The organism is Loktanella sp. DSM 29012 (assembly GCF_900110705.1).
GTDB lineage: Bacteria > Pseudomonadota > Alphaproteobacteria > Rhodobacterales > Rhodobacteraceae > Loktanella > Loktanella gaetbuli.
Map to the genome: position 1 here is coordinate 193,003 of NZ_FOEJ01000002.1, position 23,518 is coordinate 216,520.

Genomic DNA, 23,518 nt, shown 5'->3' on the forward strand with positions numbered 1-23,518 from the left:
CCAGGCCGGCTCGCCCAAGCGATTGCTATACTGATTCGTGCCTGATGCCCAATTTGTTTGCAAATCGTGAACAACGGCCGTGCCCGCCATGAACACGCCCTAATTCCGTCACAGCAGTTTAGTTAAACAACCGACGGGAGACGTGCGTCCTGCGACGCCCGGCAACCGATTATGGTGAACTGACACAAGAGTTTCGCGTTATGAAATGGCTGACACATCAGATCGGAATGGCCGCTGCGGCGCTACGGCTGCGCCGCTTCGCACGCGACGAGAACGGCACGATCATCATGCTGACGCTCATACTCTTGATTCCGATGATTATCGTCGGCGGGATCGCCGTGGATTTCATGCGCTTCGAGGCGAAACGCGCGCGATTGCAGGGCATCACGGATACAGCCGTGCTGGCCTCTGCGAACCTGCGCCAGCCAACCGATGCCAAAACCCTGATCACCGATCATTTCACCAAGGCTGGTGAAGCTGCCGCACTCAAGGGCGAACCGGTCATCGTGACCGGTCGCAACGTGCGTGAGGTGACAGTCCAAAGCTATGTCCAGGTGCGGATGCATTTCCTGAGCATGTTCATGCCATGGATCGGTCAGATGAACGGGCCGGAATACCTGACCGCCAATTCCCAATCCACCGCGATCCAGGGGTCCGGCAAGATTGAGGTGTCACTCGTGCTCGACCTGTCGGGTTCGATGGAATTCGGGGTTCCGGGGACCACGTTCAAACGCATGAAACTGGTGACCGACGCAGCAGAGGATTTCATCGATCAGCTGTTGGACCCCGCGCTTCAGGATCGTGTTTCCATTTCGATCATCCCCTATTCGGACAGCGTGAACGCTGGCCCGGAAATTCTGGACGCGCTTGATATCGACCCTGTCACGCAACACGGATTTTCGCACTGCATCGAATTTGATCCGGCAGAATACGCGACCACTGTCTTTGATGACGACAGAACCTACCGGCAGACACAGCCCGTGATGACGAACTCCTTTGGCAACGTGTTCGGGCGCGACTTGAACAATCCCGCGGTGACACAGCCCATTTGCCCGCGTTATGATTTCGAACGCATGGTCATCCTGAGCCAGAACGCTGACCTGCTGAAGGGCCGCCTGGCGTCATTGGAACCGCGCGCAGGTACGGCCATCCACGAGGGCATGAAATGGGCGACGACGCTGCTTGACCCGTCCTTCAACGACGTTGTCAAGGAACTGCCAAACGGTTTTGTCGACGGTGTCTTTCGCGACCGGCCCAGCCCCTATACCCTTGTGGCCGGGGCAAATACCTCGCCCACGCTGAAATATATCGTTCTGCTGACCGACGGACAGAACTCTGCGTCCTGTCGCTTGAACGATGAATTCATCGATACGCCCAGCGAAATGCTGTTCTGGGCGAACAACAACATGCCGTTCGTCGGCAACAATCGCTTTGGTCGCTTTGGGACGGGCTGTTCGTCCACCGACACCAACATTGTCTATGAACATGACGGTGCACAGGCGGATACCTGGCTGTCCAGCACCTGCACCGCTGCCAAGAACAGGGGGATCAAGGTCTATACGATTTCGGTGACAGGCAATGATACCTCGCAAGAGGCGATCGACGGCCGGACCGTGATGCGCAATTGCGCCAATGATCCATCGCAGTTCTTTGCGACCACCGGCGCGAACCTGGGGTCCATTTTCTCGGCGATTGCCGACCAGATCACAGAGCTGAGGTTGACCCAATGATCTCGCGCATCCTGAAGTTGACGCGGCGTCTTGGTGCGCAACTGTCACCGGAAAGCGGCTCTGCCAGCATTCCGTTCCTTCTTGTCGCACCCGCCTTCTTTTTCATCTTCGTCAACGCATTCGAAATTCAGGTGCATTCCGTACGTCAGGTGATGGTTGACCGCGCGTTGGACCTGGCCGTGCGCGATGTCCGTGTCGGTTATCTGAAAGTACCGACACACGACGATCTGACGGCGCGGCTATGCTACTATGCCAAGGTCATCGAAAATTGCGAACGCGACATCAGGCTCGAGATGATCAAGGTTGATCCGCGCAACTGGGTCACACCGGCTGTCAGCGCACCCTGCCGCGACCGCGAAGAAGAGGCGACCGATTTCCCGATTGGTTCGCTGGAAAACAACGACCTGATGATCCTGCGGGTCTGCATCCTGTTCGATCCGACGTTCAACTATGCGGGTGTCGGCCGCAAGATCGTGGAACCGGGCAAGGAATATTACGCCCTGCGTGCGGCGAGTTCCTATGTCGTGGAGCCTTATCAATGATCCGTCCTGGACGCGCGCTCCGCCGCCTTTTTCAGCGCGAGGACGGCAACGCTCCGATCGAGCTGCTGTTCATGTCGCCACTCTTGCTGTGGGGGCTGTTCGGAACACTGGTCTATTTCGATGCGTTCCGGGTCGAGGCGACCAGCATCAAGACGGGCCTGACCATTGCGGATACCCTGAGCCGCGAACGGGCGCTCGTGAACGATGCCTACATCGATTCGATGTACGAACTGCAAAAGTTCATGAACCTGCACGACAGGTCGCCGGGCCTGCGTGTGACCGTCGTCCGCTATCATACAAAGGATGATCTGACCGGTTTTCTGGATGCAACGCCGCACTATCACGTCGTCTGGTCAGAGGTGCGCGGAACGGACCGTGCTCCACTGACGGATCAGGATATGTCCAGCCTGGTGAATGACCTGCCGATCACGAACGATGGCGGTCGCCTGATCATCGTGGAAACATGGACGACCCATGCCCCCGCCCTGAAGGCCCTGCCGGTCACCACGATACCGACATTCACCTTTGCAGCACCGCGCGATGTGAACGTCTGTTTCAACAACGACCCAGCCAACCCTCTGACCGATTTGTGCTGACCTGATGTTCCGACCTCAGGCGGCGACCGATTTGCGCACCAACGCGCAATAGATCGTTTCGATTTCACGCAGCGTCAGGCGGCCGGCGGGATCATACCAATTGGTGATTCCCGTCAGTTGGGCAATCAGGGCCAATGTCGTGATGCGCGTGTCGTCCACGACGAATGAGCCGTCTGCGACGCCGTCGCGCAGGATCATTTCCAGCCTGTCCTCATAGGCACGGCGTTTGGCCGCAATGCGGCTGAAATTCTCTGGCGCAAGGTTGCGCAGTTCCATGTAGGACAGAAACACGGCATCCCGACGGGGCAGATGGAACCGGATATGAAACCGCGTAAACCCCTCGAGGCGTTGCAGCGGCGTACCGCTCAGCCGTGCCTGCGCCGCCGCCTCCATGACCTCTGACATATGGCTGTCCAGCAGTTCGAACAGCAACGACTGCTTGTCAGGGATATAATTGTACAGCGCCCCGGCCTGCACGCCGACCTCGCCCGCGATCTGGCGCATGGACACCGCTGCAAACCCGTGCTGCGCGATCAGACGCAGCGCCGCGTCGCGCACCCGCGGCCCGGTGGTATCCGCATAAGAGCCTTGTTTGCGTGCCATGGGCGCATTTAAAGGTACCCGGTAAGGCTTGAAAAGCTGTTTCGTCGCAGGACCAGGCGGCCTAGTGTGATCCGACAAACATATGGACAGCCGATGCGCGCCTTCATGATCCTTGGTCTTTTGACACTGACGGCCTGCACGCAGCCGCCCGCAATGGTCGGCCCGATCACGCCGCAGGCAGCCGCCGCACCCTTTCCGCAATTGCAGCCGCTGGCCCCGTTGCTGGCGCAGGCGCAGGCCCCCGGTCGGGTCAATGCGCAAACCGCAGCCGATCTGAGCAGTGACGCCGACAGGCTGCGCAGCCGGGCTGCTGCCCTGCGCGGTCCGGTCGTAGCACCGGACACGCGCGCCCGCATGCAGCGCAGCATCCGCTAAGCCGCGTTGCGGTGGCAGCGCGATTTCGCTAACAGGCTGACGAATATCTCATCAACGACCGGAGCCCGCCATGACTGACCCACTTCGCCTTGGAATTGCGGGCCTTGGCACCGTCGGCGCGGGGATCGTCAAGATCGTTCAGACCCATGCCGACCTGCTGGCCGCACGCGCAGGCCGACCGGTCGTCATCACGGCTGTATCCGCCCGGTCCAAGGAAAAGGATCGCGGTGTCGACCTGTCTGGCTACGCTTGGGAAAACGATCCCGTGGCATTGGCCTACCGGTCCGATGTCGACGTGGTGGTCGAGGTCATGGGCGGCCATGACGGCCCTGCCAAGGACACCACAGAAGCCGCCATCGCAGGGGGCAAGGACGTGGTCAGCGCCAACAAGGCTTTGCTGGCGATCCACGGGCAGGCCCTGGCCGTGGCGGCCGAGGCCGCGGGCCGCGTCATCCGGTTCGAGGCCGCGGTCGCAGGCGGCATCCCGGTGGTCAAGACCCTGACCGAGGGTCTTGCCGGCAACGCCATCACCCGGATCATGGGCGTCATGAACGGCAGCTGCAATTACATCCTGACCCGGATGGAAGACGCGGGCCTGACCTATCAGGAGGTCTTCGACGAAGCCAACGCGCTGGGCTACCTCGAGGCCGACCCCAACCTTGACGTGGGCGGTGTGGATGCGGGGCACAAACTGGCGCTGTTGTCATCCATCGCATTCGGCACACAGGTCGATTTCGACGGCGTCGCGCTGGAAGGCATCGGGTCCGTGACCATCGAGGACATCCGCCAAGCCGCCGATATGGGCTACAAGATCAAGCTGCTGGGCGTGGCCCAGCTGACGGGCCGCGGACTGGAACAACGCATGTCGCCCTGCCTGGTGCCCGATACTTCGCCACTTGGGCAACTGTCGGGCGGCACCAACATGGTTGTCCTCGAAGGCGACGCCGTGGGCCAGATCGTGATGCGCGGTGCGGGTGCGGGCGAAGGCCCCACCGCCAGCGCCATCATGGGCGACGTCATGGACATTGCACGCGGGTCGCGCCTGTCCACCTTTGGCCAGCCCGCCAGCACGCTGCGCAAGGCACGCGCCGCACAGGCAGCAGTCCCGGCTCCCTATTACCTGCGCCTGCAACTGCTGGACAAACCCGGCGCATTGGCCAAGGTCGCGACGATCCTTGGCGACGCGGGCGTCAGCATCGACCGGATGCGCCAGTATGATCACGCCGACACCGCAGCGCCTGTGCTGATCGTCACGCACAAGACGACGCGCACAGCCCTGGACGAGGCGATGGCCCGCTTTGACAGCACGGGCGTGCTGACCCAGAACCCTGTCGCGATCCGCATCGAAACCGTCTGACGGCGCGGATCATCGGCGATTGTTAGCGTTCACGGTCTTGCTGATGTCATGTTGCACGGGCTAGGTCGCGCCCGCACAACACAGGAAGATCCGATGACCGATGCTGCGAACTTTGACGACCGAATGCTGTCCCTTGCGCTGGCCCGCGTATCAGAGGCCGCCGCGATCGCCTGTCATTCCCTGATCGGACGGGGCGACGAAAAGGCAGCGGATCAGGCCGCGGTCGATGCAATGCGCTGCGAACTCAACCGTCTTGCCATCGCCGGCACCGTCGTCATCGGCGAAGGCGAGCGCGACGAGGCCCCCATGCTCTACATCGGAGAGGACGTCGGCACCGGTGCCGGTCCTGCCGTCGATATCGCGCTTGATCCACTGGAAGGGACCACGCTGACCGCCAAGGACATGGCCAATGCGCTGGCTGTCATTGCCATGGGGCCGCGCGGGTCGATGCTGCATGCGCCCGATGTCTACATGGACAAACTGGCCGTGGGTCCGGGCTATGCCGCTGGTGTCGTGACACTGGACATGGACCCAGCCACGCGGGTCAAGGCACTGGCCAAGGCCAAGGGCTGCAAGCCTGCGGAAATCACCGTCTGCGTGCTGGAACGCCCCCGGCACGAGGATATGATTGAGGCGATCCGGTCCACGGGGGCTGCCATCCGGCTGATCACCGACGGGGATGTGGCTGGCGTGATGCATTGCGCGGACAGCACCCGCACGGGGATCGACATGTACATGGGATCGGGCGGCGCGCCCGAGGGTGTGCTGGCGGCAGCGGCCCTGAAATGTCTTGGCGGGCAGATCATGGGCCGGCTGATGTTCCGCAATGACGACGAACGCGGCCGCGCCACCAAGGCCGGGATCACCGATTTCGACCGCGTCTACGACCGTGACGACATGGTGACTGACGATGTGATCTTTGCCGCGACGGGTGTCACCGACGGCAGCCTGCTGGCAGGCGTACGCCGCGAGGGAAATTTCGTATCGGTCGAGACCCTGTTGATGCGGTCGCGCAGCGGATCGATCCGGCAAATGCGCTATCGTCGCCCGGTCAGCTAGGGTAGGACGTCCCTGCCCGGCCCCCCGGCCGGATCCCCAGATCAGGCAGGACACCGCATGACCACAACAGCCGCCTATCTCGGCGTCGATGCATCCTTGACCGGACGGCGCTGGATCGGCCCCGGTGCCGAAGAAGATCGCCAGTCAGAGGCGATGGCGCAGCTCACATCACTGCCGCCTGCGCTCTGTCGCACGCTGGTGCGGCGCGGCGTCCCCCCCGAAGAGGCGGCAGGGTTTCTTGCACCGACCTTGCGCGACCTGCTGCCGGATCCCCGCAGCCTGCGCGATATGGATGTCGCCGCAACGCGGTTTCTGGCGGCGGTCAAGGCCAAGGAACGTATCGCGATCTTTGCGGACTACGACGTGGATGGCGGGTCATCCGCCGCACTTTTGCTGGTCTGGCTGCGCCAGATGGGCCTGCGTGCCACACTCTATATTCCGGACCGCATCGACGAAGGCTATGGTCCCAACGATACTGCGATGGCGGCGCTGGCCCGCGAGCATGATCTGATCGTCTGCGTCGATTGCGGAACGCTGTCCCACGGCCCGATTGCTGCGGCCCGGGGCGCGGACGTGATCGTGCTGGATCACCACCTGGGGACGGATACACTGCCCCCCGCCGTTGCCGTGGTGAACCCGAACCGGCAGGACGAGGACGGCACGCTGGCCCACCTGTGCGCTGCATCCGTGGTTTTCCTGGTGCTGGTCGAGGTGAACCGCCTGATGAAATCAGACGGCGCAAGCGGTCCCGACCTGATGGCGATGCTGGATCTGGTGGCCCTGGCAACCGTGGCCGATGTGGCCCCATTGGTCGGCGTGAACCGTGCGCTGGTGCGGCAGGGGCTGGTGGTCATGGCACGCCGCGACCGGGTTGGCATCACTGCACTGGCGGATGTGGCCGGGCTGGATCAGGCCCCCACATCGCATCACCTGGGGTTTTTACTGGGTCCACGGGTCAACGCAGGCGGTCGCATCGGTGCGGCTGACCTCGGTGCCCGCCTTCTGGCGACGGACGACCCACACGAGGCGCAGGCGCTGGCCGAGCGGCTGGACCTGCTGAATACGGAACGACGCGACATCGAGGCACGTGTCCGCGAGGTGGCACTGGAACAGGCCACGGCACGCGGTCTGGATGCGCCACTGGTCTGGGCGGCAGGCGCAGGCTGGCACCCCGGCGTCGTCGGCATCGTGGCCGCCAGACTGAAAGAGGCGACGAACCGTCCCGCCATCGTCATCGGGCTGGATGATGGCATCGGCAAGGGGTCTGGCCGGTCCGTCAGCGGAATCGACCTTGGTGCCGTCATTCAGCGCGTCGCGGCCGAGGGCCTGCTGCTGAAAGGCGGCGGTCACAAGATGGCCGCGGGACTGACCGTGGCAGAGGACGGACTGGAGGCCGCGATGGACCGGATCGCGACCCTGCTCGACCGGCAAGGTGCCGGCGCATTGGGACCCGCCGACCTGCGCCTTGATGGCGTGCTGATGCCCGGTGCTGCGACGGTGGACCTGATCCGCCAGATTGAACAGGCGGGTCCCTTTGGCGCGGGTGCGCCCGCACCGCGCTTTGCCTTTCCCGACAGCCAGATTCTCTTTGCCAAACCTGTCGGCACCGGTCACCTGAAAATCACCTTTGGCGATGGTCTGGGAACCCGTATCGACGCGATTGCCTTTGGCGCAATGGATGGCCCGATGGGGCCTACGCTGACAGGCCACGGCGGTGCGCGTTTTCACTTGGCCGGCAAGCTGGAAATCAACACTTGGCAAGGCCGCACGTCACCACAACTGCGTCTCGAGGACGCCGCAGCAGCTGACGTAGGGGCGGTCGAAACTTTTTAACGAAAGGGTGCAAAATGTCTCTTGCCCCCACCCCGTGGCTTGCCTAAAAGGCCCTCACCAAGCGTGGCCCGTTCGTCTATCGGTTAGGACGCCAGGTTTTCAACCTGGAAAGAGGGGTTCGATTCCCCTACGGGCTGCCACGGTTTTCCCCAGATTTTTCAGACAGTTTGCGAATTTTTCGCAGGCCGCAGCGCGGTATCTGATTGTCGTGTCGCAACACACGGCTAACTGTCTGCCATGCGCAATGATCCCAAGACATCCCGCCCGCTGTCCGTACCCGCCCACCGGTTGTCCCGGCTGGGCCGTCTGGGATCGATGACAGCCGGAATAGCGGGCAACATGGCAGTGAACGGTGCTGCACAACTGGGTCGCGGTCAGCGCCCGACCTTGCGCGGTCTGATGCTGACGCCTGCGAATATGACCCGGATCGCGGACCAGCTGGCCAAGATGCGCGGTGCGGCGATGAAGATGGGGCAGCTCATCTCGATGGACACCGGCGATGTCTTGCCACCGGAATTGTCGCAGATCATGGCCCGGCTGCGCGACGATGCCCATTACATGCCGCCCGCCCAGTTGAAAAAGGTCCTGAATACCCAGTGGCCGACCGACTGGCTGGCGCAGTTCAAATCCTTTGACGTCAGGCCCATTGCCGCGGCCTCGATCGGGCAGGTGCACAGGGCGCAACTTCGCGACGGGCGCGATCTGGCGATCAAGGTGCAATATCCCGGCGTGGCCGACAGCATCGACAGCGATGTCGCAAATGTGGGCGCGTTGATGCGCATGTCCGGACTGTTGCCCAAGGGGTTCGACCTGGGCCCCTATCTGGCCGAGGCCCGCAATCAGCTGCACCAGGAAACCGATTACGCCCGCGAGGCAGGCCAGTTGACCCGGTTCGGCGATTTGCTGGCGGATGATCCGCGTTTCGTCGTGCCGCGATGTCATGCCGACTGGAGCACGCCGCAGATCCTGAGCATGGATTTCGTCACAGGCGTTCCGGTCGAAAGCATCCTCGATCAGCCGCAGCAGGTGCGTGACCGGGTTGCCGCAGACCTGATCGACCTGACACTGCAGGAATTGTTCGTCTTTGGTCATATGCAGACCGATCCGAATTTCGCGAATTACCAATATGATCAGGGAACGGGCCGGATCATATTGCTGGATTTCGGCGCGGCGCAGCCCATTTCCGCCCAGACCGCCCGGAATTACGCCCATTTGATCAGCGCAGGTCTGCGCGATGACGTCGATGCAATGTCGCAAGCGGCGCGCGACATCGGATTTCTGAGGGCACAGACCGCCGACGATCACCGCAACCGCATCCTGACCATGATGCGAACGGTCTTTGCCGCGCTGGGTCACGCATCGCGATACGATTTCGGCGACCGCAGCATGTCCCGCCAGATGCAAGCCGAGGGCGTGGCCCTCGCCGAAGCCGGATTTGTACCGCCCCCGCTTCCGATCGAGGTCCTGTTGCTACAACGCAAATTCGGCGGCGTGTTCCTGTTGGCCGCACGTCTGGGTGCGCAGGTCGATGTCATGGCGTTGATCCGCAAAAGATTGCCGCCAAATCCCGAGCTTGGCACCAAATCCGGATAAATGTTTGTGCGTTCCCGCCACAGGTCCGAAAAAAGTCATAATGATCCGGCAGACCGTCTGCCACAGCCGGGCGGTATCACTACCGTAAGTTGCAACGGGAAACGAATTCCCGAAACAAGGGGTTGCGATGCAGACGTCTATCCGACAACTGGCCATACCGGTCACAATTGCGCTGACGATCTTTACGACGTGGCTAACCTACGATCTGGCCAGCAAACGCACCGCGACCGCTTTTGAATCGATCACTGCCGACAGCGAAACAGCTATTTTGCAACGTTTAGCAGCGGTGGCATTGGCACTGGATGGTGTCGCTGGTTTGTTGAATGCCTCTGACGACGTCACCCAGCAGGACTGGGTCGACTACGTCAACTCACTCGATATTTCGCGCAACCTGCCTGCCGTGTCCGGCATCGGACTGATTCAGCCGGTTAACCGCGACAATCTGACGGAATTCCTGAATGCAGCGCGTCAGGACAATGTCGGCGAACTCGTGATCCACCCGATCCGGGAGCGCTCTGAAAAGATGGTCATTCGACACATCGAACCCTACGAACCAAATGCCAAGGCGCGTGGATTGGATATCGCCTTTGAGGTCAACCGCTACACGGCCGCAGTCAACGCCCGCAATCACGGCATGACCAAATTGACCGGGCCTCTCGTGCTGGTCCAGGGCGGCAATGATCAGGTCGGTTTCCTGATGCTGCGGCCCCGGTACGCGGTGGGCATGCCGCGCGAAACACTGATGGAACGGCGTGCCGCATTTGTCGACTGGGTCTATGCCCCGATCTTTGCGGAAAATCTGCTGACCGGATTGACCGCCGGTCAGGACCAGATGTTCAACATCACCATCTACGATTCCGCCGACTCCGACACGCCGATTTTCGGTCAGCACGCCTCGGAAGAGGCGGCCTATTCACGCAGTGCGAGCCTGCGGGTCTTTGGTCGTCAGTGGAACATCGTCTGGGCCAGCACACCCCAGTTTTCACAAGCGCAGGGCCACCATGTGGCGTGGCTCGTGCTGGCGGGGGGGGCGTTTATCACGCTCCTGCTGATCGGCTACGTATCGGCCATTACAAAATCGGAAATATTGGCGAACCGACAGATCATTTCGAACGAGGATCGCAACCGCGCGATCGTCGACAACGCTGTATTCGGTGTTCTGGTGCTGAACCAGCAGGGCCGGATCATATCGGCCAACACGGCCGCCAAGGCGCTCTTGGGAATGAACGACGATACGCTTGAAGGGCAGCGCCTGCGGGACCTGCTCACCACGCAGGGCCTGACAAACGATTGGACATTCGCCGAGGCGACATACGCGCTGCACGGCGGCCAGACACTCTATCTGGAATTGCAGCGAAACACCTGGCGCGCGGCGGATGGTGAAATACGGCATACCGTCATTCTGCGCGACGTCACCGCACAGACCGAGAGCGCGGAAAAGCTGCGCAAGACTGAGGCACGCTGGAACCTCGCACTCAGTGGTGCCGACATCGGTGTGTTCGACGTCAACCTCGTGACGCAGACGTCGATCGTGTCGGATACCTGGCGTCGCCTTATGGAGATCGACAGCGACGTGCCGATGGACGAGGTGCAGCACATCTTCAAATCACGCATCCACCCTGATGATATCGACCAACTTGAAGCGGCTGATCGTGACTGTATCGCTGGCCTGACCCCGCGGTCGATCAGCGAGTTCCGTGTCAAATTCGACGACGGGACATGGCGCTACATGAAATCAGATGCCGTCGTGGTGGAACGTGATGCAGAGGGAAACGCACTGCGACTGATCGGTGCGCAGACCGACATTCAGGCCCAGCGCGACTTGCAGGATGCTCTTCAGGCCAGCGAGGAGCGCATCCGTCTGGCACAGGCGCATGCACCTGTCAGCATGGTCATCATCGACGGGGACGGCAGCTTGACCGACCCGAACGGCGCAATGGCCAGCCTGACCGGGCGCAGCCGCGCGGAACTGTCTCAAATGCAGCTCAGCGACTTGTTCGGCCCCGCCGAGGGGGCGGAAATCGTGCGTGCGGTCATCAACCTGCAAGGTTGCACCGAAAAGACCTATCGCGGCGAACACAAGATCACCCAGCCCAACGGCGAAATCCGCTGGGGCGTGGTCAAGGTGTCCTGGGCCCCCAACCCGAATGCCCGTGCAGACCTGTTTGTGATGCAGATCAGCGACGTGACCCAGGAAAAGGAAGCCGCGCGCATCAAGTCCGAATTCGTGGCCACCGTGAGTCATGAATTGCGCACACCACTGACGTCGATCAAAGGCGCGCTTGGCCTGATGTCCAAGGCCGGGCCGAACGCCCCCCCGCGCCTGCTGGATATTGCCCAGTCGAACGTGGACCGGTTGATCTACCTCGTGAACGACATTCTGGACCTCGAAAAGATCGGTGCCGGCAAGCTGGATTTCGATATCAGACCGCAAGTGGGCGTTCTGATGGCGCAACAGGCAATCGAACAGAATGCCCCCTACGCCGAACGCCACGGCGTATCATTGCGGGTTCAGGACGACACCCGCAGTGCCATGGTCCAGGCGGATGTGGACCGCGTTTTGCAAGTGCTGACGAACCTGTTGTCGAATGCCTGCAAATACGCCCCCCTGGGATCACAGGTCGTGCTGGGCCTCAGTCGCTGGGGCAGCGACCTGCGGTTCAGCGTGACCGACCTTGGCCCAGGCGTGCCCGACAGTTTTCGTGCCCATATTTTCAAGCCGTTCTCGCAGGCCGACAGTTCTGACACACGCACCAAGGGCGGCACCGGTCTGGGCCTGAACATTTCACGCCAGATCGTCGAGAGCATGGGCGGCCAGATCGGTTTCGATAGCATGCCTGGCCGCACGGAATTCTGGTTCACCTGCCCCATCGCGGATGGTCTCGCCCCAGCGGACATTCAGATCGTCCGGCCAAAAAACAATATGCGCAAACGCATTCTGCATCTGGAGGATGACAAAGACTTTGCTGAAATCCTGAAACTGAGCTTGCAGGACTTTGCCGATGTGCAGGTCGTGCAATCACTGGCAGAGGTCCGCAAGGCGATGTTCGACGGACTTTTTGATACCGTGATCATTGACTGGGAACTCAAGGACGGGGACGCAGCCGAAGTGGTCGATGCCCTCGTTGATGCGCAGCCGCAGGCCCGATTTGTCGTCCTGTCATCCCACGACCGCCAGCATATCGACACGCGGATCAGCCTGTCGCTGACGAAATCACGTAAATGCGTCGAACAGGTCGTCATGCAACTGCGTGACGTCGCCTAACGCCAATTCACGAACATGCACATTAACAGCCATTCTTTAGGCATATTTATTTGAAAAATTGATTTGAGGAAACAGCGGCAAATTTACTGCCGTTCATTCCGGAAGAATAGGAAGTATTGATGACGAGTAATTTTTCGACCGTTACCGCCCTCGGCTTTGCGGCCCAGGAATATTCCTTTGGATCTTCGTCATTGTTGGACACATTGTCCGATCCGGTCATCGGATTGGCGGCGGACCGCGACACGATCATCTACATGAACGCTGCGGCACGCGCTCTGTTTGACGCGACCGAAGTTGGCACCAGAACCCTCACATCAATTCCATTCCAGACCGGTCAGGACGCGCTGAAGGCCGCGCTTGCAAGACAGCAGACCTCCCGGAGTGAAGCGCATGTCAGCTACGCGGGTCAGCTCTATTGCATCGAATATCAGCGGTGCGGTCTCTATGATGGGGCGCCCTTCTTGTTGATCTTGCGCAACCGTCAGGCTGGGTCATCGGGCCTGAGCGATGATTTCGTGGCAACCGTCAGTCACGAGCTGCGCACACCGCTCACGTCGGTCAAGGGCGCGCTGGGTATGGCGCTGTCAGGCGCATCCGGCCCGATCACCGACCAGACCCGCAAACTGCTGGATATCGCACATCGCAACGTCGGCAGGCTGATGCTGCTGGTCAACGACATCCTGGACCTCGAAAAAATGTCCAGCGGCAACATGACCTTTGACATGGTTCCGACGGATCTGCGCGCGGTCATCGATGCGGCCTGCGAGGCGAACGCCGATTTCGCCCAAGGCTATGGTGTGAACGTCATCTGTGACATGCCGGATCATCCGGCCATGGCGCTGCTGGATGCTGATCGCATGCACCAGGTCATGACCAACCTGATCTCGAATGCCTGCAAATTCTCTCACAAGGGTGGCACGATCACCATCGTGCTCTTGACCCAAGACGACGGGTCACACCGGATCAATGTCACGGACAGGGGGATCGGAATCCCCGCAGATGCGCTGGAAACGATTTTTGAACGTTTCAATCAGGCAGGATCAATTCACCGCAACCGTTCGGGCAGCACGGGGTTGGGTCTGGCCATCGTGAAAACGATCATCGAATCGCATGACGGCAGCATTGCACTGTCCAGCACACAGGATCAGGGCACCACCGTGACAATCACACTGGCAGACGCATCGCCAAGCGACGAGGACAAGTAGCATCATGATCAAAATTCTCCACGCCGAAGACGACCCCGATATCCGCGAGATCGCCGAACTCGCGCTGGGAATGTCGGGGCAATTCGAAATCCTGCAATGTGCAGACGGGCAAATGGCCGTGGATCATGCAGCGGATTTCGCGCCTGATGTCCTCTTGCTGGACGTGATGATGCCGAACATGACCGGACCCGAGGTACTGGCCACCCTGCGCAAGGACCCTGCCTTGTCCGATGTGCCCGCCATTTTCATGACCGCACGGGTGCAATCCGTCGAAAAGCAGGCCTTGCTGGACCAAGGTGCCGTGGCCGTCATCGCGAAACCCTTTGATCCGATCACATTGGCAGACGACATAATGGCGGCCCTCAAGGTGTGAGAGGCCGCCACTTTGTCTTTGCTCGGCTTGCAACCGGCTAATGTTTGACGAAGCTTTCCGAAATATCCAGAAACTGGACCAGCACGCGGATCGCCTGCTCTGGGTCGATTTCTTCTGATTTCAACATATGGGCAATCCGTTCCTCGGCGCGTGATGCCTCGCGCCCCAAACGTTCCAGGCCCAATGTGCCAGCGGTGCCGGCGGTCCGATGCAGATTGGCCTTGGCACGGTCCAACGTCTCGCGGTCATCGCCCGAAACCCCGATCTGTAGCCCAAGCGATATCAGCTCTGCGTGTCTTTCGCGGTATTCGGTCATGAACCGATCACGCATGCGTTCAATCGCCGCATTCATGGACGACATGGATGACTGGTTCATGCCGAACGCTCCAACATCCAGAACGCGTCCAGATCGCGTTCGCGTTTCTGCGCCTCGGCCTCGGCGTTGGCATGGGCGCGCGACAGGCATTCGATGGCCTGCTGACCCGGCCGCCAGAACAATCTGACTGCCTCACCGACGCACATGCGCAGATGCAGACGCTCGCCCGTGCTGGCATGCAGATCCATCCGATGGATCGACAGGTTCAGCGCATCCGTGAAACGCCGCGCATCCAGACGTGCCCCGTCCTCGAGAATGCAGACGAACGTGCCGCTGCCGACATAGGACAACAGCGGATTGAAATGCGCCAATTCATCGCTCAGCGCCTCGGACAGGTCGGCCATCAGGCAGCGAAAATCGAATTCGGACAGCGCGGCAAAGAACCGATCCGCCTCGCGGAGCGTGACACCTACGACGCTTGAACCGTAGAGCGCGTTCCGCGACAGCTTGGTGATGTAATTTTCCAGCGCGGTCAGGGTGACGACACCATCGACATCGTGGATTTCAAACGGTTGATACAGCGCGAGAGGACCCGCCGTTTCGCTGACCATGTGACCCGATGGTGTCTGCGTCAGGCGATCATGCGATATCTCGCGTGACGTGATACGCCAGCTGGCCAGTTCCAACTGTTCGGACAGCTCTGCCACGTCAAACGGTTTGTTGATGTAATCCGTGGCACCGGCGGCAAAGGCGCGGTCGATGTGATCCTTGTCGGCCATCGCTGTCAGCATCATCACGGGCGACCGGGCAAAACGCGGATCGCGACGGATGTCGCGGCACAATTCGATCCCGTCACGCCCGGGCATCTGGATATCGACCAGAAAACATTCAATGTCCGGATTGAGATCCATCACCCGCAGCGCATCAGTCGCATCAGTTGCCGTCACCAACTGGTGCCCGTCCAGAAAGCCGACGAGGCTGACCAGAAGTTCCAGAATGAACGGATCGTCGTCGACCGCGAGAATTTTCATGACTTATACCCCAAAACACAGGCTTTCCATTTTTTGGAACAACCTAGGATTTCAGTGAACAGGGGAATTAGGTCAAAAAAGTGTTCTGACGCGGGCGATTCTTCGGAACCTCAGGTTGCATCGCCAAATCCAGATCAGGTTACCGGCAACTTTCAGCCTCGTAGCCTCAACAGCAGATCCAGTGACGGTTCTCCGGTCACGGCCAGTCCGTTGCGCTGCTGATAGGCCGTGATTGCGGCTCTGGAATTCGCGCCCAACACACCGTCGGCACCTTGTGTATCGAACCCTGCCGCCGTCAGGCGCTGTTGCAGCTCCTTGCGGGTGTCGCCGGTCAGACCATAGCGGTCGGGCGGGAAACTGCCGCGGATCGGTCCTGCACCGATGATCCGGTCGGACAGATGCCCCACGCCGATCGCGTAAGAATCGGAATTGTTGTATCGCTTGATCGCGTTGAAATTCGGCCCGACCGCGAATGTCGGACCACCGGCCTGCGGCGTCAGGCGACGCGTTCCGGCTGCGGCCCCAGGCGACCCGATCTCGCCCCCCCAGGGCTCGCCCCGGCGCCAGCCTGACCGCGCGAGATACGCTGCCGTGCTGGCCAGTGCATCGGTCGGATCCTCGCCCCATATGTCGCGCCTGCCATCGCCCGTGAAATCAACGGCATATTCCAGATAGGACGTCGGGATAAACTGCGTGTGCCCCATTGCCCCCGCCCAGCTGCCGGTCATCCGATCGGGTGTAATATCCCCGCTTTGCAGGATCCGCAGCGCGCCAATCAGCTGGCTTTCGAAAAATGCACCGCGACGGCCGTCAAATGCCAGCGTCGACAAGGCGGAAATCACAGGCACATCGCCACGGCGTTCCCCAAACATGCTCTCCAGCCCCCAGACCGCCGTGACGACATGCGCCTCGACGCCGTATCGCGCCTCGATCCGGGCCAACGGATCGCGGTAGCGTGCATAATTGGCGCGCCCCTTGGCGATGCGTTCCTCTGATGCGGCAATCGCCAGATATTCTTCCAGCGTGCGTGTGAATTCTGTCTGGTTCCGGTCGCGTTCGACCACGTCGGGCAGGAAACCGGTGCGCGCAAATGCCCGGTCCAGTGTCGCCTGCGTGATACCCGCGTTGGCGGCACGACCCTGAAAACCGACCACCCAGGCGTCATAGGCCGGATTTGCAACGGCCTGCATGGCGGGTGCAGCCGCCGGACCAGCGATCACAGTGCCGCCGCCGCGCCCACCACAGCCCGCGAGCACGCTGGCCAGCGCGCCCAGGGAAAACATTCGTCTGCTCGTCAACATGTTCGTCGCCCGTTTCTGGATATTTTATCCAACCCTATCGAAACGCGATCCCACAGGTAAGGGCGTCCGATGCCGACCCGCGGATTTCCTCTGACCGTGAAATTCTTTCGTTTTGCCTTTCGAACGCGGTCCGTTGCGTATGGTGTTCAGGCCCGGACAGACGAGGATACGTCATGCAGGTGAAACAGACACATCGCGGGCCCGCATGTCTGATGGCTGCACCTAGTTCTGATTTCAGCCCCTTTTCCAGGACAGCAAGATCACAATGATGGCACCCGCAAACGTCGCCGCCGTCAGCAGGCCCCAGACCAATCCCGATTGTTGCTGGTAGACGACGCCGGACTGGACATCAAAACAGCGCCCCATGGCATCAAAACAGTCACGCCAACGGACATGCATCACATGAAAGAGAAAGGCAAAGACACCGGACAAGCCAAGCAGACCCAGCGCGACCAGCCTCACGAACATGATCTCTGGTGCATTAATGAACCTCTGCGCCTGCTCACCACATACGCCATGAAAAATAGCCGACCAAAGACAGCCATGTCACGCGGCAACACTTGATCGCTTTGGCCACCATTTTGGGCGCGCAGGCATCGTGGCCCAAATTCACGCAAACCCGCAGATCGCATCAGCCGCATCACGCAAAAAAGGCCTCTCACGCGCATGCAGCGCAACCGGATACGCGCAATGCCTACCGACCGACCGCAAGCGTCTGGCCCACCCACTTTCGATACCGCGACGTCTGACAAGCCAGCCGCCTTGCCAAGCAGATTTCCAATAACAAAGCCTAAGGGTGAACGCATTGAAGCAATCGCAAACCCAACCGGAACATAACCGACCTAGGCCAAACACGACCCGCTGCATCACAATATTTCGGTAGGTCTAAATGGTGCCCAGGGGCGGAATCGAACCACCGACACGAGGATTTTCAATCCACTGCTCTACCCCTGAGCTACCCGGGCACCGGGACGGATATTTCCGTCGGGTAGCGGCGTTCTAGGCAAGGAATGACGGGGTGTCCAGAGCCTTTTGAAGCGAATTAGTGAGGTTTCTCGGAACCGTCCCAAACATCGTCGTCACCCTGCTCTTCGGGGGCAGCGGGGATGGCATAGGATCCGCTGAACCAGCGGGCCAGATCGATATCGGCGCAGCGTTTGGAACAGAACGGGCGCATCTTGGGGTCGGTTTCGCGGTCACAGATCGGACAGGCCATCACGACACCTCGAACGGCAGACGTTCACGTTTGCGCTGCAACTCGAACAGGCCCATCGTGGTCCAGCCCACCAGCGATGTTTCGACCGCGTCAGCACGAAATGCCGCCCGCAAGGCCTGTTCGACCTGCCTGCGATGCGCCTTGGACATCGGTGCGAAATCAACGGCGATTTGCCCGCCGAAACCACGCAGGCGCAATGCGCGCGGCAGCAGCCGAGAGGCAGACAGGTTCGCCTTGAGCGCGGCAGCAGGCGAGGTATCGCCGCCGGTGTTCACATCCACTGCGACCAGGGCGCGTGTTGCCTCGACATACATGGACCCGCCGTCCAGTTCCACGCGTGGCTGGCCCAGGTTGTCGATCTGATCCAGCACACCCAGATCGGCAAAGCTGCCGTCACGGGTGACAACCTCGGCCGGGCGGGTCCATTCGCGCCAGGCCAGCGCGTGAGGCCCGTCACCTTCGGTCAGTGCCTCCGGACCGGCACCCTCTGCATCATCCATCACGGCCAGGGCCAGATCATGCATCGCCGCGATATCCTCGATGATATCGGACGCTTCGGCACCCTCGCAGGACGACCGCAGAATCAATCCCATGTCGCTGTCGTAATTTTCCAGCGCGACCAGTTTCAACCTGTCGCGTTCATCATCATCCGCGATCTGGCGCGAGATATTGACCCCCGGTTTTCCGGGCGTGACGATTGCGTAGCGGCTCTTGAACAGCACCCGGTCCGTGACAGGCACCGCCTTGCCGTCGGTGGCGTAGCCGGTCACCTGAACCAGCATCGGCTGGCCCGGTTTCAGGCCGCGGCCCTGTCGCAGGAAAGCCGTCTCGCCGTCGGGCAGCCGCAGCATCATGCCGCCCTGCCCCTTGAGCGGGCGGTCGCAGATCGCGCGGAAAATGGCACCCGGCCGCGGGGCGTCGACAGCATCGACCAGCAGGTCGTCCAGCTGCCCGTCCACCATCAATGCGGCGGCTTCTGCGCCATTGAAATGATCCAGAACGATCGTGCGGCCCTTCATCGGGGGTCTCCATAAACGGGATAGCCTGCGGCCATCAGCAACGTGGCGGCCTCGGCCAGCGGCAGGCCGACGACGCCCGTGAAACTGCCGTTCAACCAAGGGATAAATGCGCCGGCGGGTCCCTGAATGGCATAACCACCAGCCTTGCCGCGCCAATCATCGGTCGCGAGATAGGCGTCCATTTCAGCTACAGACAGACGTTTCATGCGCACTGCCGTCTGCACATCCCGCGTCCAGACACGATCACCACGTTTGACCGCCATCGCGGTGATGACGTTGTGGCGACGCCCCGACAACAAGGTCAGAAATGCCCGTGCCTCGTCGACATCGGCAGGCTTGCCCATGATCCGCCGGCCAGCGGCGACCGTCGTATCGGCACAAAGCACGATGGCATCTTCACCCGCCACGGCATCCACCTTGGCGCGGGCGATGCGCTTGACGTAGTCGCGGGGCAGCTCGCCCGCATGTACGGATTCGTCCACATCCGGCGGCAGCACCGCGTCAGGCACCACGCCGATCTGCGCCAAAAGCTCCAGTCGCCGGGGCGAACCAGAGCCGAGGATCAGGCGGGTTTTTGGGGGGTTTGACATAACTTCACCCGTTCATGTGCCGGGTGACGGATGCAGATCGCCCTGCGATCCGCAGACCCGCACGGGCCGAAACCGTCGGTTTCGACCTATTTGAAACGATAATTGATCCGACCCTTGGTCAGATCGTAGGGGGTCATTTCGACCTGCACCTTGTCGCCAGCGAGGACACGGATGCGGTTCTTGCGCATCTTGCCAGCCGTATGTGCGATGATCTCATGGCCGTTTTCCAACTCGACCCGGAATGTCGCATTCGGCAGCAGTTCCTTCACGACGCCCGGAAATTCGAGAAGTTCATCCTTGGCCATGTGGTCTCCTGTGATTGCTTTGCCCCGGTATCCGGGGACCGCGCCTAGATGCGCCCGATTGAACGGGTTTTCAAGGGGAAATACGGGCCAGAGGCGTGGGACGTCAGGACGCGCGGCCCTGTCCCGACACAAACGGCACGAACTGACGCAGCTTGGACAGGTTCTTGACCGCGATCGTGCCCCATCCCCCGATGCCGTTTCGCCGCAAGGCCAGACGGTCCTCGCGCATTTTCAACAGGATTCGGTCCAGCGACCGGTTGCTTTCGCCGCCGACTCGCATCTTGACCAGCACGCGCGGCAGATAGACCGGCTCAGCCGTGGTCGTGCTGAAATAGCGCAGGATCAGGTCATAATCCGCCGCGATCCGCAGCGCTGGATCATAGCAACCGATCCGGTCAAAGACCTTAGCCCGCAGGAACAGGGTCGGATGCGGCGGCATCCAACCGCGCCGCAATCGAGCCGGACGATAAGCTCCTGCCTGCCAATGCCGCACGATCCGGCGCGTATCGGATTTCTGAACATAGTCCAGATCACCATAAACCGCCTCGACCGCCGGATCTGCAAAGATGGCGGCAATATCGGACAGAACATGATCATCGGCCAGATAATCGTCCGCATGAACGACCCCGATCACATCCCCGTTGGCGCGGGCGATCCCCTTGTTGATGGCGTCATAGATGCCGCGATCCGCCTCGGATATCACGATGCGTCCGCCCTGCCCCATGCCCGCGATGACCGCCAGCGTGTCGTCTTGCGACAATCCGTCGACAATGATGTGTTCCACATCCACACCCGTCTGCGCATCAACGCTGGCAACCGCCTGCCCCACGGTGGCCGCCGCGTTATACACCGCAGTGATGATCGAGATTTTCATGCAGGCCGGCTCGGTCATTCCGCGCAGGGCGGGCCGAACCGCTCTTGCAGGTGGCGCACGATCTGATCGCGGGTCTGACGATAGAGCGCGAGTTTTTCCTCGCGGTTGTCCCCCATGCCGGTCGGGTCCAGCAACGGCCAGTATTCCACCTCCAGATGATAGAACTGCGTCAGATCCAGCGCGCGCCGCTGACTGGCGGGCGACAAGGCCAGCACCAGATCAAACGACGACAAATCATCGCCCCAGTCTTCCATCTCGTCGAAACTGCGCGACCGGTGGCGTTCCAGTTCGACCCCGATTTCGGCGCAGACGGTGATTGCGAAACCGTCGATTTCCATGTCGTTGTTGACACCGACGGACTGGATGTAGGCACGGGTGCCATACATCTTTTTCATGATGCCCTCGGCCATGGGCGAACGCACGGCGTTGTGGTCGCAACAAAACAGGACCGATTGCGGCAGGCTTGCCGCCGGAGGTTTGCCGTCAGCCGCCAAAATGCAACACGCAGATCAGCGTGAACAGACGACGCGCCGTGTCGATGTCGACCTCGGCCTTGCCATCCAGACGTTCCTGCAACACGCGCGCGCCTTCGTTGTGAATGCCGCGCCGCGCCATATCGATGGTTTCAATTTGGCTGGGGGCCGCGGTTTTCACCGCATCGAAATAGCTTTCGCAGATCTGGAAATAGTCTTTGACGACCTGACGGAATGGTCCCAGCGACAGATGAAATGCGCCCGCCTCACCCAGATTGGCGTCCTTGACATCGAACACCAGCCTGCGGTCCCGGATCGACAGCGCCAGATCATATGGACCTGGCGGGACCTTGCGACCGTCCTTGGCGGGCAGCACAAAGGTGTTGTCCTCCAGCAGATCGAAAATCGCGACCCTGCGTTCCTGCTCGATTTCGGCAGAGGGTGCCGGCAGCCCGCTGTCATCGAGATTGATGGTGACGATCCGGCTCATGACTGGTTCAACCGATCCAGCCGGGCCTGCACGCTGAGGCCGTGCGCCTCCAGGCTCTCGGAGGTGGCCAGTCGCACGGCAGCAGGCCCGACAGCCGCCAGCGCCTGCGGCGTCATGCGAGCGATGGTGGTGCGTTTGACAAAATCCATCACGGACAATCCACTTGAAAACCGTGCTGACCGGGCGGTGGGCAGCACGTGGTTCGGACCCCCAATGTAGTCGCCGATCGCCTCTGGCGTCCAGCCACCGACAAAGATTGCGCCCGCGTGCGTGATCCGCGCCGCCAGCGCCTCGGCGTCATTCACGCACAGTTCCAGGTGTTCGGGCGCGATCCGGTCCGACAGGGCAACCGCTGCGTCCAGATCAGGCACCGTGATGATCGCCCCGAAATCTCGCCAGCTGGCCCCCGCAATCTTGCGCCGTTCCAGCGTTTTCAGTCGCGCCGCCACCGCATCCGCCACCGCACGGCCGAAACCCGCGTCCGTCGTGATCAGTATGGATTGCGCGCTTTCGTCATGTTCGGCCTGCGACAACAGGTCCAGCGCGATCCAGTCGGGGTCGTTGTCCGCATCGGCAATCACCAGAATTTCGGACGGTCCCGCGATCATGTCGATGCCGACCTTGCCGAACACCCGGCGTTTGGCCGCCGCGACATAGGCATTGCCCGGTCCCGTGATCTTGTCCACCGGCGCGATGGTTTCGGTCCCATAGGCCAGTGCTGCAATCGCCTGCGCACCGCCGACCCGATAGATCTCGTCCACGCCCGCGATACGTGCCGCCATCAACACCAGCGGGTTCAGCACACCGTCCGGGCTGGGCACGACCATCGCCAGACGCCCCACGCCCGCCACCTTGGCCGGAACTGCATTCATCAAAACGGACGACGGATAGCTGGCCAGCCCCCCAGGCACATAGAGACCCGCGGCAGACACGGGCGTCCAGCGCCAGCCAAGTGTCGCACCGGCCGCGTCCTCCCACTGGGCATCTTCGGGCAGCTGGCGGGCGTGATAGGCGCGGATGCGGTCAGCCGCCAATTCAAGCGCCGCCCGGTCGTCATCGCTGACCTGCGCACAGGCTGCATCGACTTCGGCGGTTAAAATCCGCAAGGTATCAGGGGTCAGCGTCAGCCGGTCGTATTTTTCGGTCAGCGCAATCAGCGCCGCATCACCCTGCGCCCGGACCTGGGCAATAATGGCGGCGACAGCATCGTCCACATCGGGCGAATCCTCGCGTTTGGCTGTCAGCAGCGCCAGAAAACGGGTTTCGAAATCGGCGTCGTCGTAGTTCAGAAAATCGGGCATCGGGTCCCTCATCAGGCACCCACGGTGCCGCTGGGCAAATCAACAATCATGCGCGGCACTGCCGCCAGTCA

At 61.2% G+C, this 23,518-nt stretch carries 24 protein-coding genes and 2 tRNA genes; 12 read left to right on the forward strand and 14 right to left on the reverse strand.

Going from position 1 to position 23,518, the window contains the following annotated elements; genetic code table 11:
• Positions 1–200: 200 nt before the first annotated feature.
• Genes BMX27_RS05615 through BMX27_RS05625 form a run of 3 tightly spaced genes read left to right on the forward strand, consistent with a single transcriptional unit; the run spans position 201 to position 2,868 of the window.
• Entirely contained in the window at positions 201–1,730 is a 1,530-nt protein-coding gene (locus tag BMX27_RS05615; RefSeq protein ID WP_090158907.1) for a pilus assembly protein, read from the forward strand.
• Positions 1,727–2,272: a TadE/TadG family type IV pilus assembly protein gene (locus BMX27_RS05620; protein WP_090158908.1), complete on the forward strand. Its 546-nt coding sequence runs from the start codon at positions 1,727–1,729 to the stop codon at positions 2,270–2,272. The genes BMX27_RS05615 and BMX27_RS05620 overlap by 4 nt, the downstream gene beginning before the upstream one ends.
• On the forward strand, positions 2,269–2,868 hold the full coding sequence (locus BMX27_RS05625; RefSeq protein ID WP_090158909.1) for a TadE/TadG family type IV pilus assembly protein: 600 nt from the start codon (positions 2,269–2,271) through the stop codon (positions 2,866–2,868). Before BMX27_RS05620 ends, BMX27_RS05625 begins: the two co-directional genes overlap by 4 nt.
• Positions 2,869–2,883: 15 nt before the next feature.
• On the opposite strand, the gene BMX27_RS05630 is transcribed toward BMX27_RS05625, so the two are convergent.
• A complete protein-coding gene (locus BMX27_RS05630; RefSeq protein ID WP_090158910.1) occupies positions 2,884–3,471 on the reverse strand; it encodes a TetR/AcrR family transcriptional regulator in 588 nt (195 codons plus the stop codon).
• Between the two features lie 93 nt (positions 3,472–3,564).
• On the opposite strand from BMX27_RS05630, the gene BMX27_RS05635 reads away from it, so the two are divergent.
• The 9 genes from BMX27_RS05635 (at position 3,565) to BMX27_RS05675 (ending at position 14,531) form a co-directional block, all read left to right on the forward strand.
• Positions 3,565–3,846, forward strand: coding sequence for a hypothetical protein (locus BMX27_RS05635; protein ID WP_090158911.1), 282 nt, complete (start codon positions 3,565–3,567; stop codon positions 3,844–3,846).
• Positions 3,847–3,916: 70 nt separating this feature from the next.
• Positions 3,917–5,203, forward strand: a complete 1,287-nt coding sequence (locus BMX27_RS05640; RefSeq protein ID WP_090158912.1) for a homoserine dehydrogenase — start codon at positions 3,917–3,919, stop codon at positions 5,201–5,203.
• A 93-nt stretch (positions 5,204–5,296) separates the two neighbouring features.
• Positions 5,297–6,262 carry a class II fructose-bisphosphatase gene (gene glpX, locus BMX27_RS05645; protein WP_090158913.1) on the forward strand — a complete coding sequence of 322 codons (966 nt, stop codon included), beginning with the start codon at positions 5,297–5,299 and terminating at the stop codon, positions 6,260–6,262.
• A 57-nt stretch (positions 6,263–6,319) separates the two neighbouring features.
• On the forward strand, positions 6,320–8,095 hold the full coding sequence (recJ, locus tag BMX27_RS05650) for a single-stranded-DNA-specific exonuclease RecJ (RefSeq protein WP_090158914.1): 1,776 nt from the start codon (positions 6,320–6,322) through the stop codon (positions 8,093–8,095).
• 65 nt (positions 8,096–8,160) lie between these two features.
• Positions 8,161–8,235: transfer RNA gene (locus tag BMX27_RS05655), tRNA-Glu, on the forward strand.
• Positions 8,236–8,332: 97 nt separating this feature from the next.
• A complete protein-coding gene (locus BMX27_RS05660; RefSeq protein WP_090158915.1) occupies positions 8,333–9,688 on the forward strand; it encodes an ABC1 kinase family protein in 1,356 nt (451 codons plus the stop codon).
• Positions 9,689–9,815: 127 nt separating this feature from the next.
• Positions 9,816–12,953 (forward strand): CHASE domain-containing protein, encoded by a 3,138-nt coding sequence (locus tag BMX27_RS05665; RefSeq protein ID WP_090158916.1) that lies wholly within the window; start codon positions 9,816–9,818, stop codon positions 12,951–12,953.
• Between the two features lie 119 nt (positions 12,954–13,072).
• Positions 13,073–14,158, forward strand: a complete 1,086-nt coding sequence (locus BMX27_RS05670) for a sensor histidine kinase (RefSeq protein WP_090158917.1) — start codon at positions 13,073–13,075, stop codon at positions 14,156–14,158.
• A gap of 4 nt (positions 14,159–14,162) precedes the next feature.
• Positions 14,163–14,531, forward strand: a complete 369-nt coding sequence (locus BMX27_RS05675) for a response regulator (RefSeq protein WP_090158918.1) — start codon at positions 14,163–14,165, stop codon at positions 14,529–14,531.
• A 37-nt stretch (positions 14,532–14,568) separates the two neighbouring features.
• Here BMX27_RS05675 and BMX27_RS05680 read toward each other — a convergent pair whose 3' ends face one another.
• From BMX27_RS05680 to hisD, 13 genes are all read right to left on the reverse strand, one after another.
• Complete coding sequence (locus BMX27_RS05680; RefSeq protein WP_177172657.1) at positions 14,569–14,907, reverse strand: Hpt domain-containing protein; 339 nt, start codon at positions 14,905–14,907, stop codon at positions 14,569–14,571.
• Positions 14,904–15,878: a response regulator gene (locus tag BMX27_RS05685; RefSeq protein ID WP_090158920.1), complete on the reverse strand. Its 975-nt coding sequence runs from the start codon at positions 15,876–15,878 to the stop codon at positions 14,904–14,906. Before BMX27_RS05685 ends, BMX27_RS05680 begins: the two co-directional genes overlap by 4 nt.
• Before the next feature lie 152 nt (positions 15,879–16,030).
• On the reverse strand, positions 16,031–17,179 hold the full coding sequence (locus BMX27_RS05690; protein ID WP_090158921.1) for a lytic murein transglycosylase: 1,149 nt from the start codon (positions 17,177–17,179) through the stop codon (positions 16,031–16,033).
• A gap of 234 nt (positions 17,180–17,413) precedes the next feature.
• A complete protein-coding gene (locus BMX27_RS05695; protein WP_090158922.1) occupies positions 17,414–17,647 on the reverse strand; it encodes a hypothetical protein in 234 nt (77 codons plus the stop codon).
• A gap of 422 nt (positions 17,648–18,069) precedes the next feature.
• Positions 18,070–18,144 (reverse strand) — tRNA-Phe (locus tag BMX27_RS05700).
• A gap of 77 nt (positions 18,145–18,221) precedes the next feature.
• Positions 18,222–18,395, reverse strand: a complete 174-nt coding sequence (locus tag BMX27_RS05705) for a DNA gyrase inhibitor YacG (protein ID WP_090158923.1) — start codon at positions 18,393–18,395, stop codon at positions 18,222–18,224.
• On the reverse strand, positions 18,395–19,414 hold the full coding sequence (locus BMX27_RS05710) for a ribonuclease E/G (protein WP_090158924.1): 1,020 nt from the start codon (positions 19,412–19,414) through the stop codon (positions 18,395–18,397). The genes BMX27_RS05705 and BMX27_RS05710 overlap by 1 nt, the downstream gene beginning before the upstream one ends.
• The gene (locus BMX27_RS05715) at positions 19,411–20,004 is read right to left on the reverse strand and encodes a Maf family protein (RefSeq protein ID WP_090158925.1); all 594 of its coding nucleotides are present in this window, start codon (positions 20,002–20,004) and stop codon (positions 19,411–19,413) included. The genes BMX27_RS05710 and BMX27_RS05715 overlap by 4 nt, the downstream gene beginning before the upstream one ends.
• An 86-nt stretch (positions 20,005–20,090) precedes the next feature.
• Positions 20,091–20,309 carry a translation initiation factor IF-1 gene (infA, locus tag BMX27_RS05720; protein WP_056038395.1) on the reverse strand — a complete coding sequence of 73 codons (219 nt, stop codon included), beginning with the start codon at positions 20,307–20,309 and terminating at the stop codon, positions 20,091–20,093.
• Between the two features lie 103 nt (positions 20,310–20,412).
• Positions 20,413–21,183 carry a glycosyltransferase family 2 protein gene (locus tag BMX27_RS05725; RefSeq protein ID WP_090159200.1) on the reverse strand — a complete coding sequence of 257 codons (771 nt, stop codon included), beginning with the start codon at positions 21,181–21,183 and terminating at the stop codon, positions 20,413–20,415.
• A gap of 14 nt (positions 21,184–21,197) precedes the next feature.
• Positions 21,198–21,677 (reverse strand): arsenate-mycothiol transferase ArsC, encoded by a 480-nt coding sequence (locus tag BMX27_RS05730; protein ID WP_371260089.1) that lies wholly within the window; start codon positions 21,675–21,677, stop codon positions 21,198–21,200.
• The gene (locus tag BMX27_RS05735; protein ID WP_056038391.1) at positions 21,667–22,146 is read right to left on the reverse strand and encodes a UPF0262 family protein; all 480 of its coding nucleotides are present in this window, start codon (positions 22,144–22,146) and stop codon (positions 21,667–21,669) included. Before BMX27_RS05735 ends, BMX27_RS05730 begins: the two co-directional genes overlap by 11 nt.
• A complete protein-coding gene (hisD, locus tag BMX27_RS05740) occupies positions 22,143–23,447 on the reverse strand; it encodes a histidinol dehydrogenase (RefSeq protein ID WP_090158926.1) in 1,305 nt (434 codons plus the stop codon). Before hisD ends, BMX27_RS05735 begins: the two co-directional genes overlap by 4 nt.
• Positions 23,448–23,518: the final 71 nt, after the last annotated feature.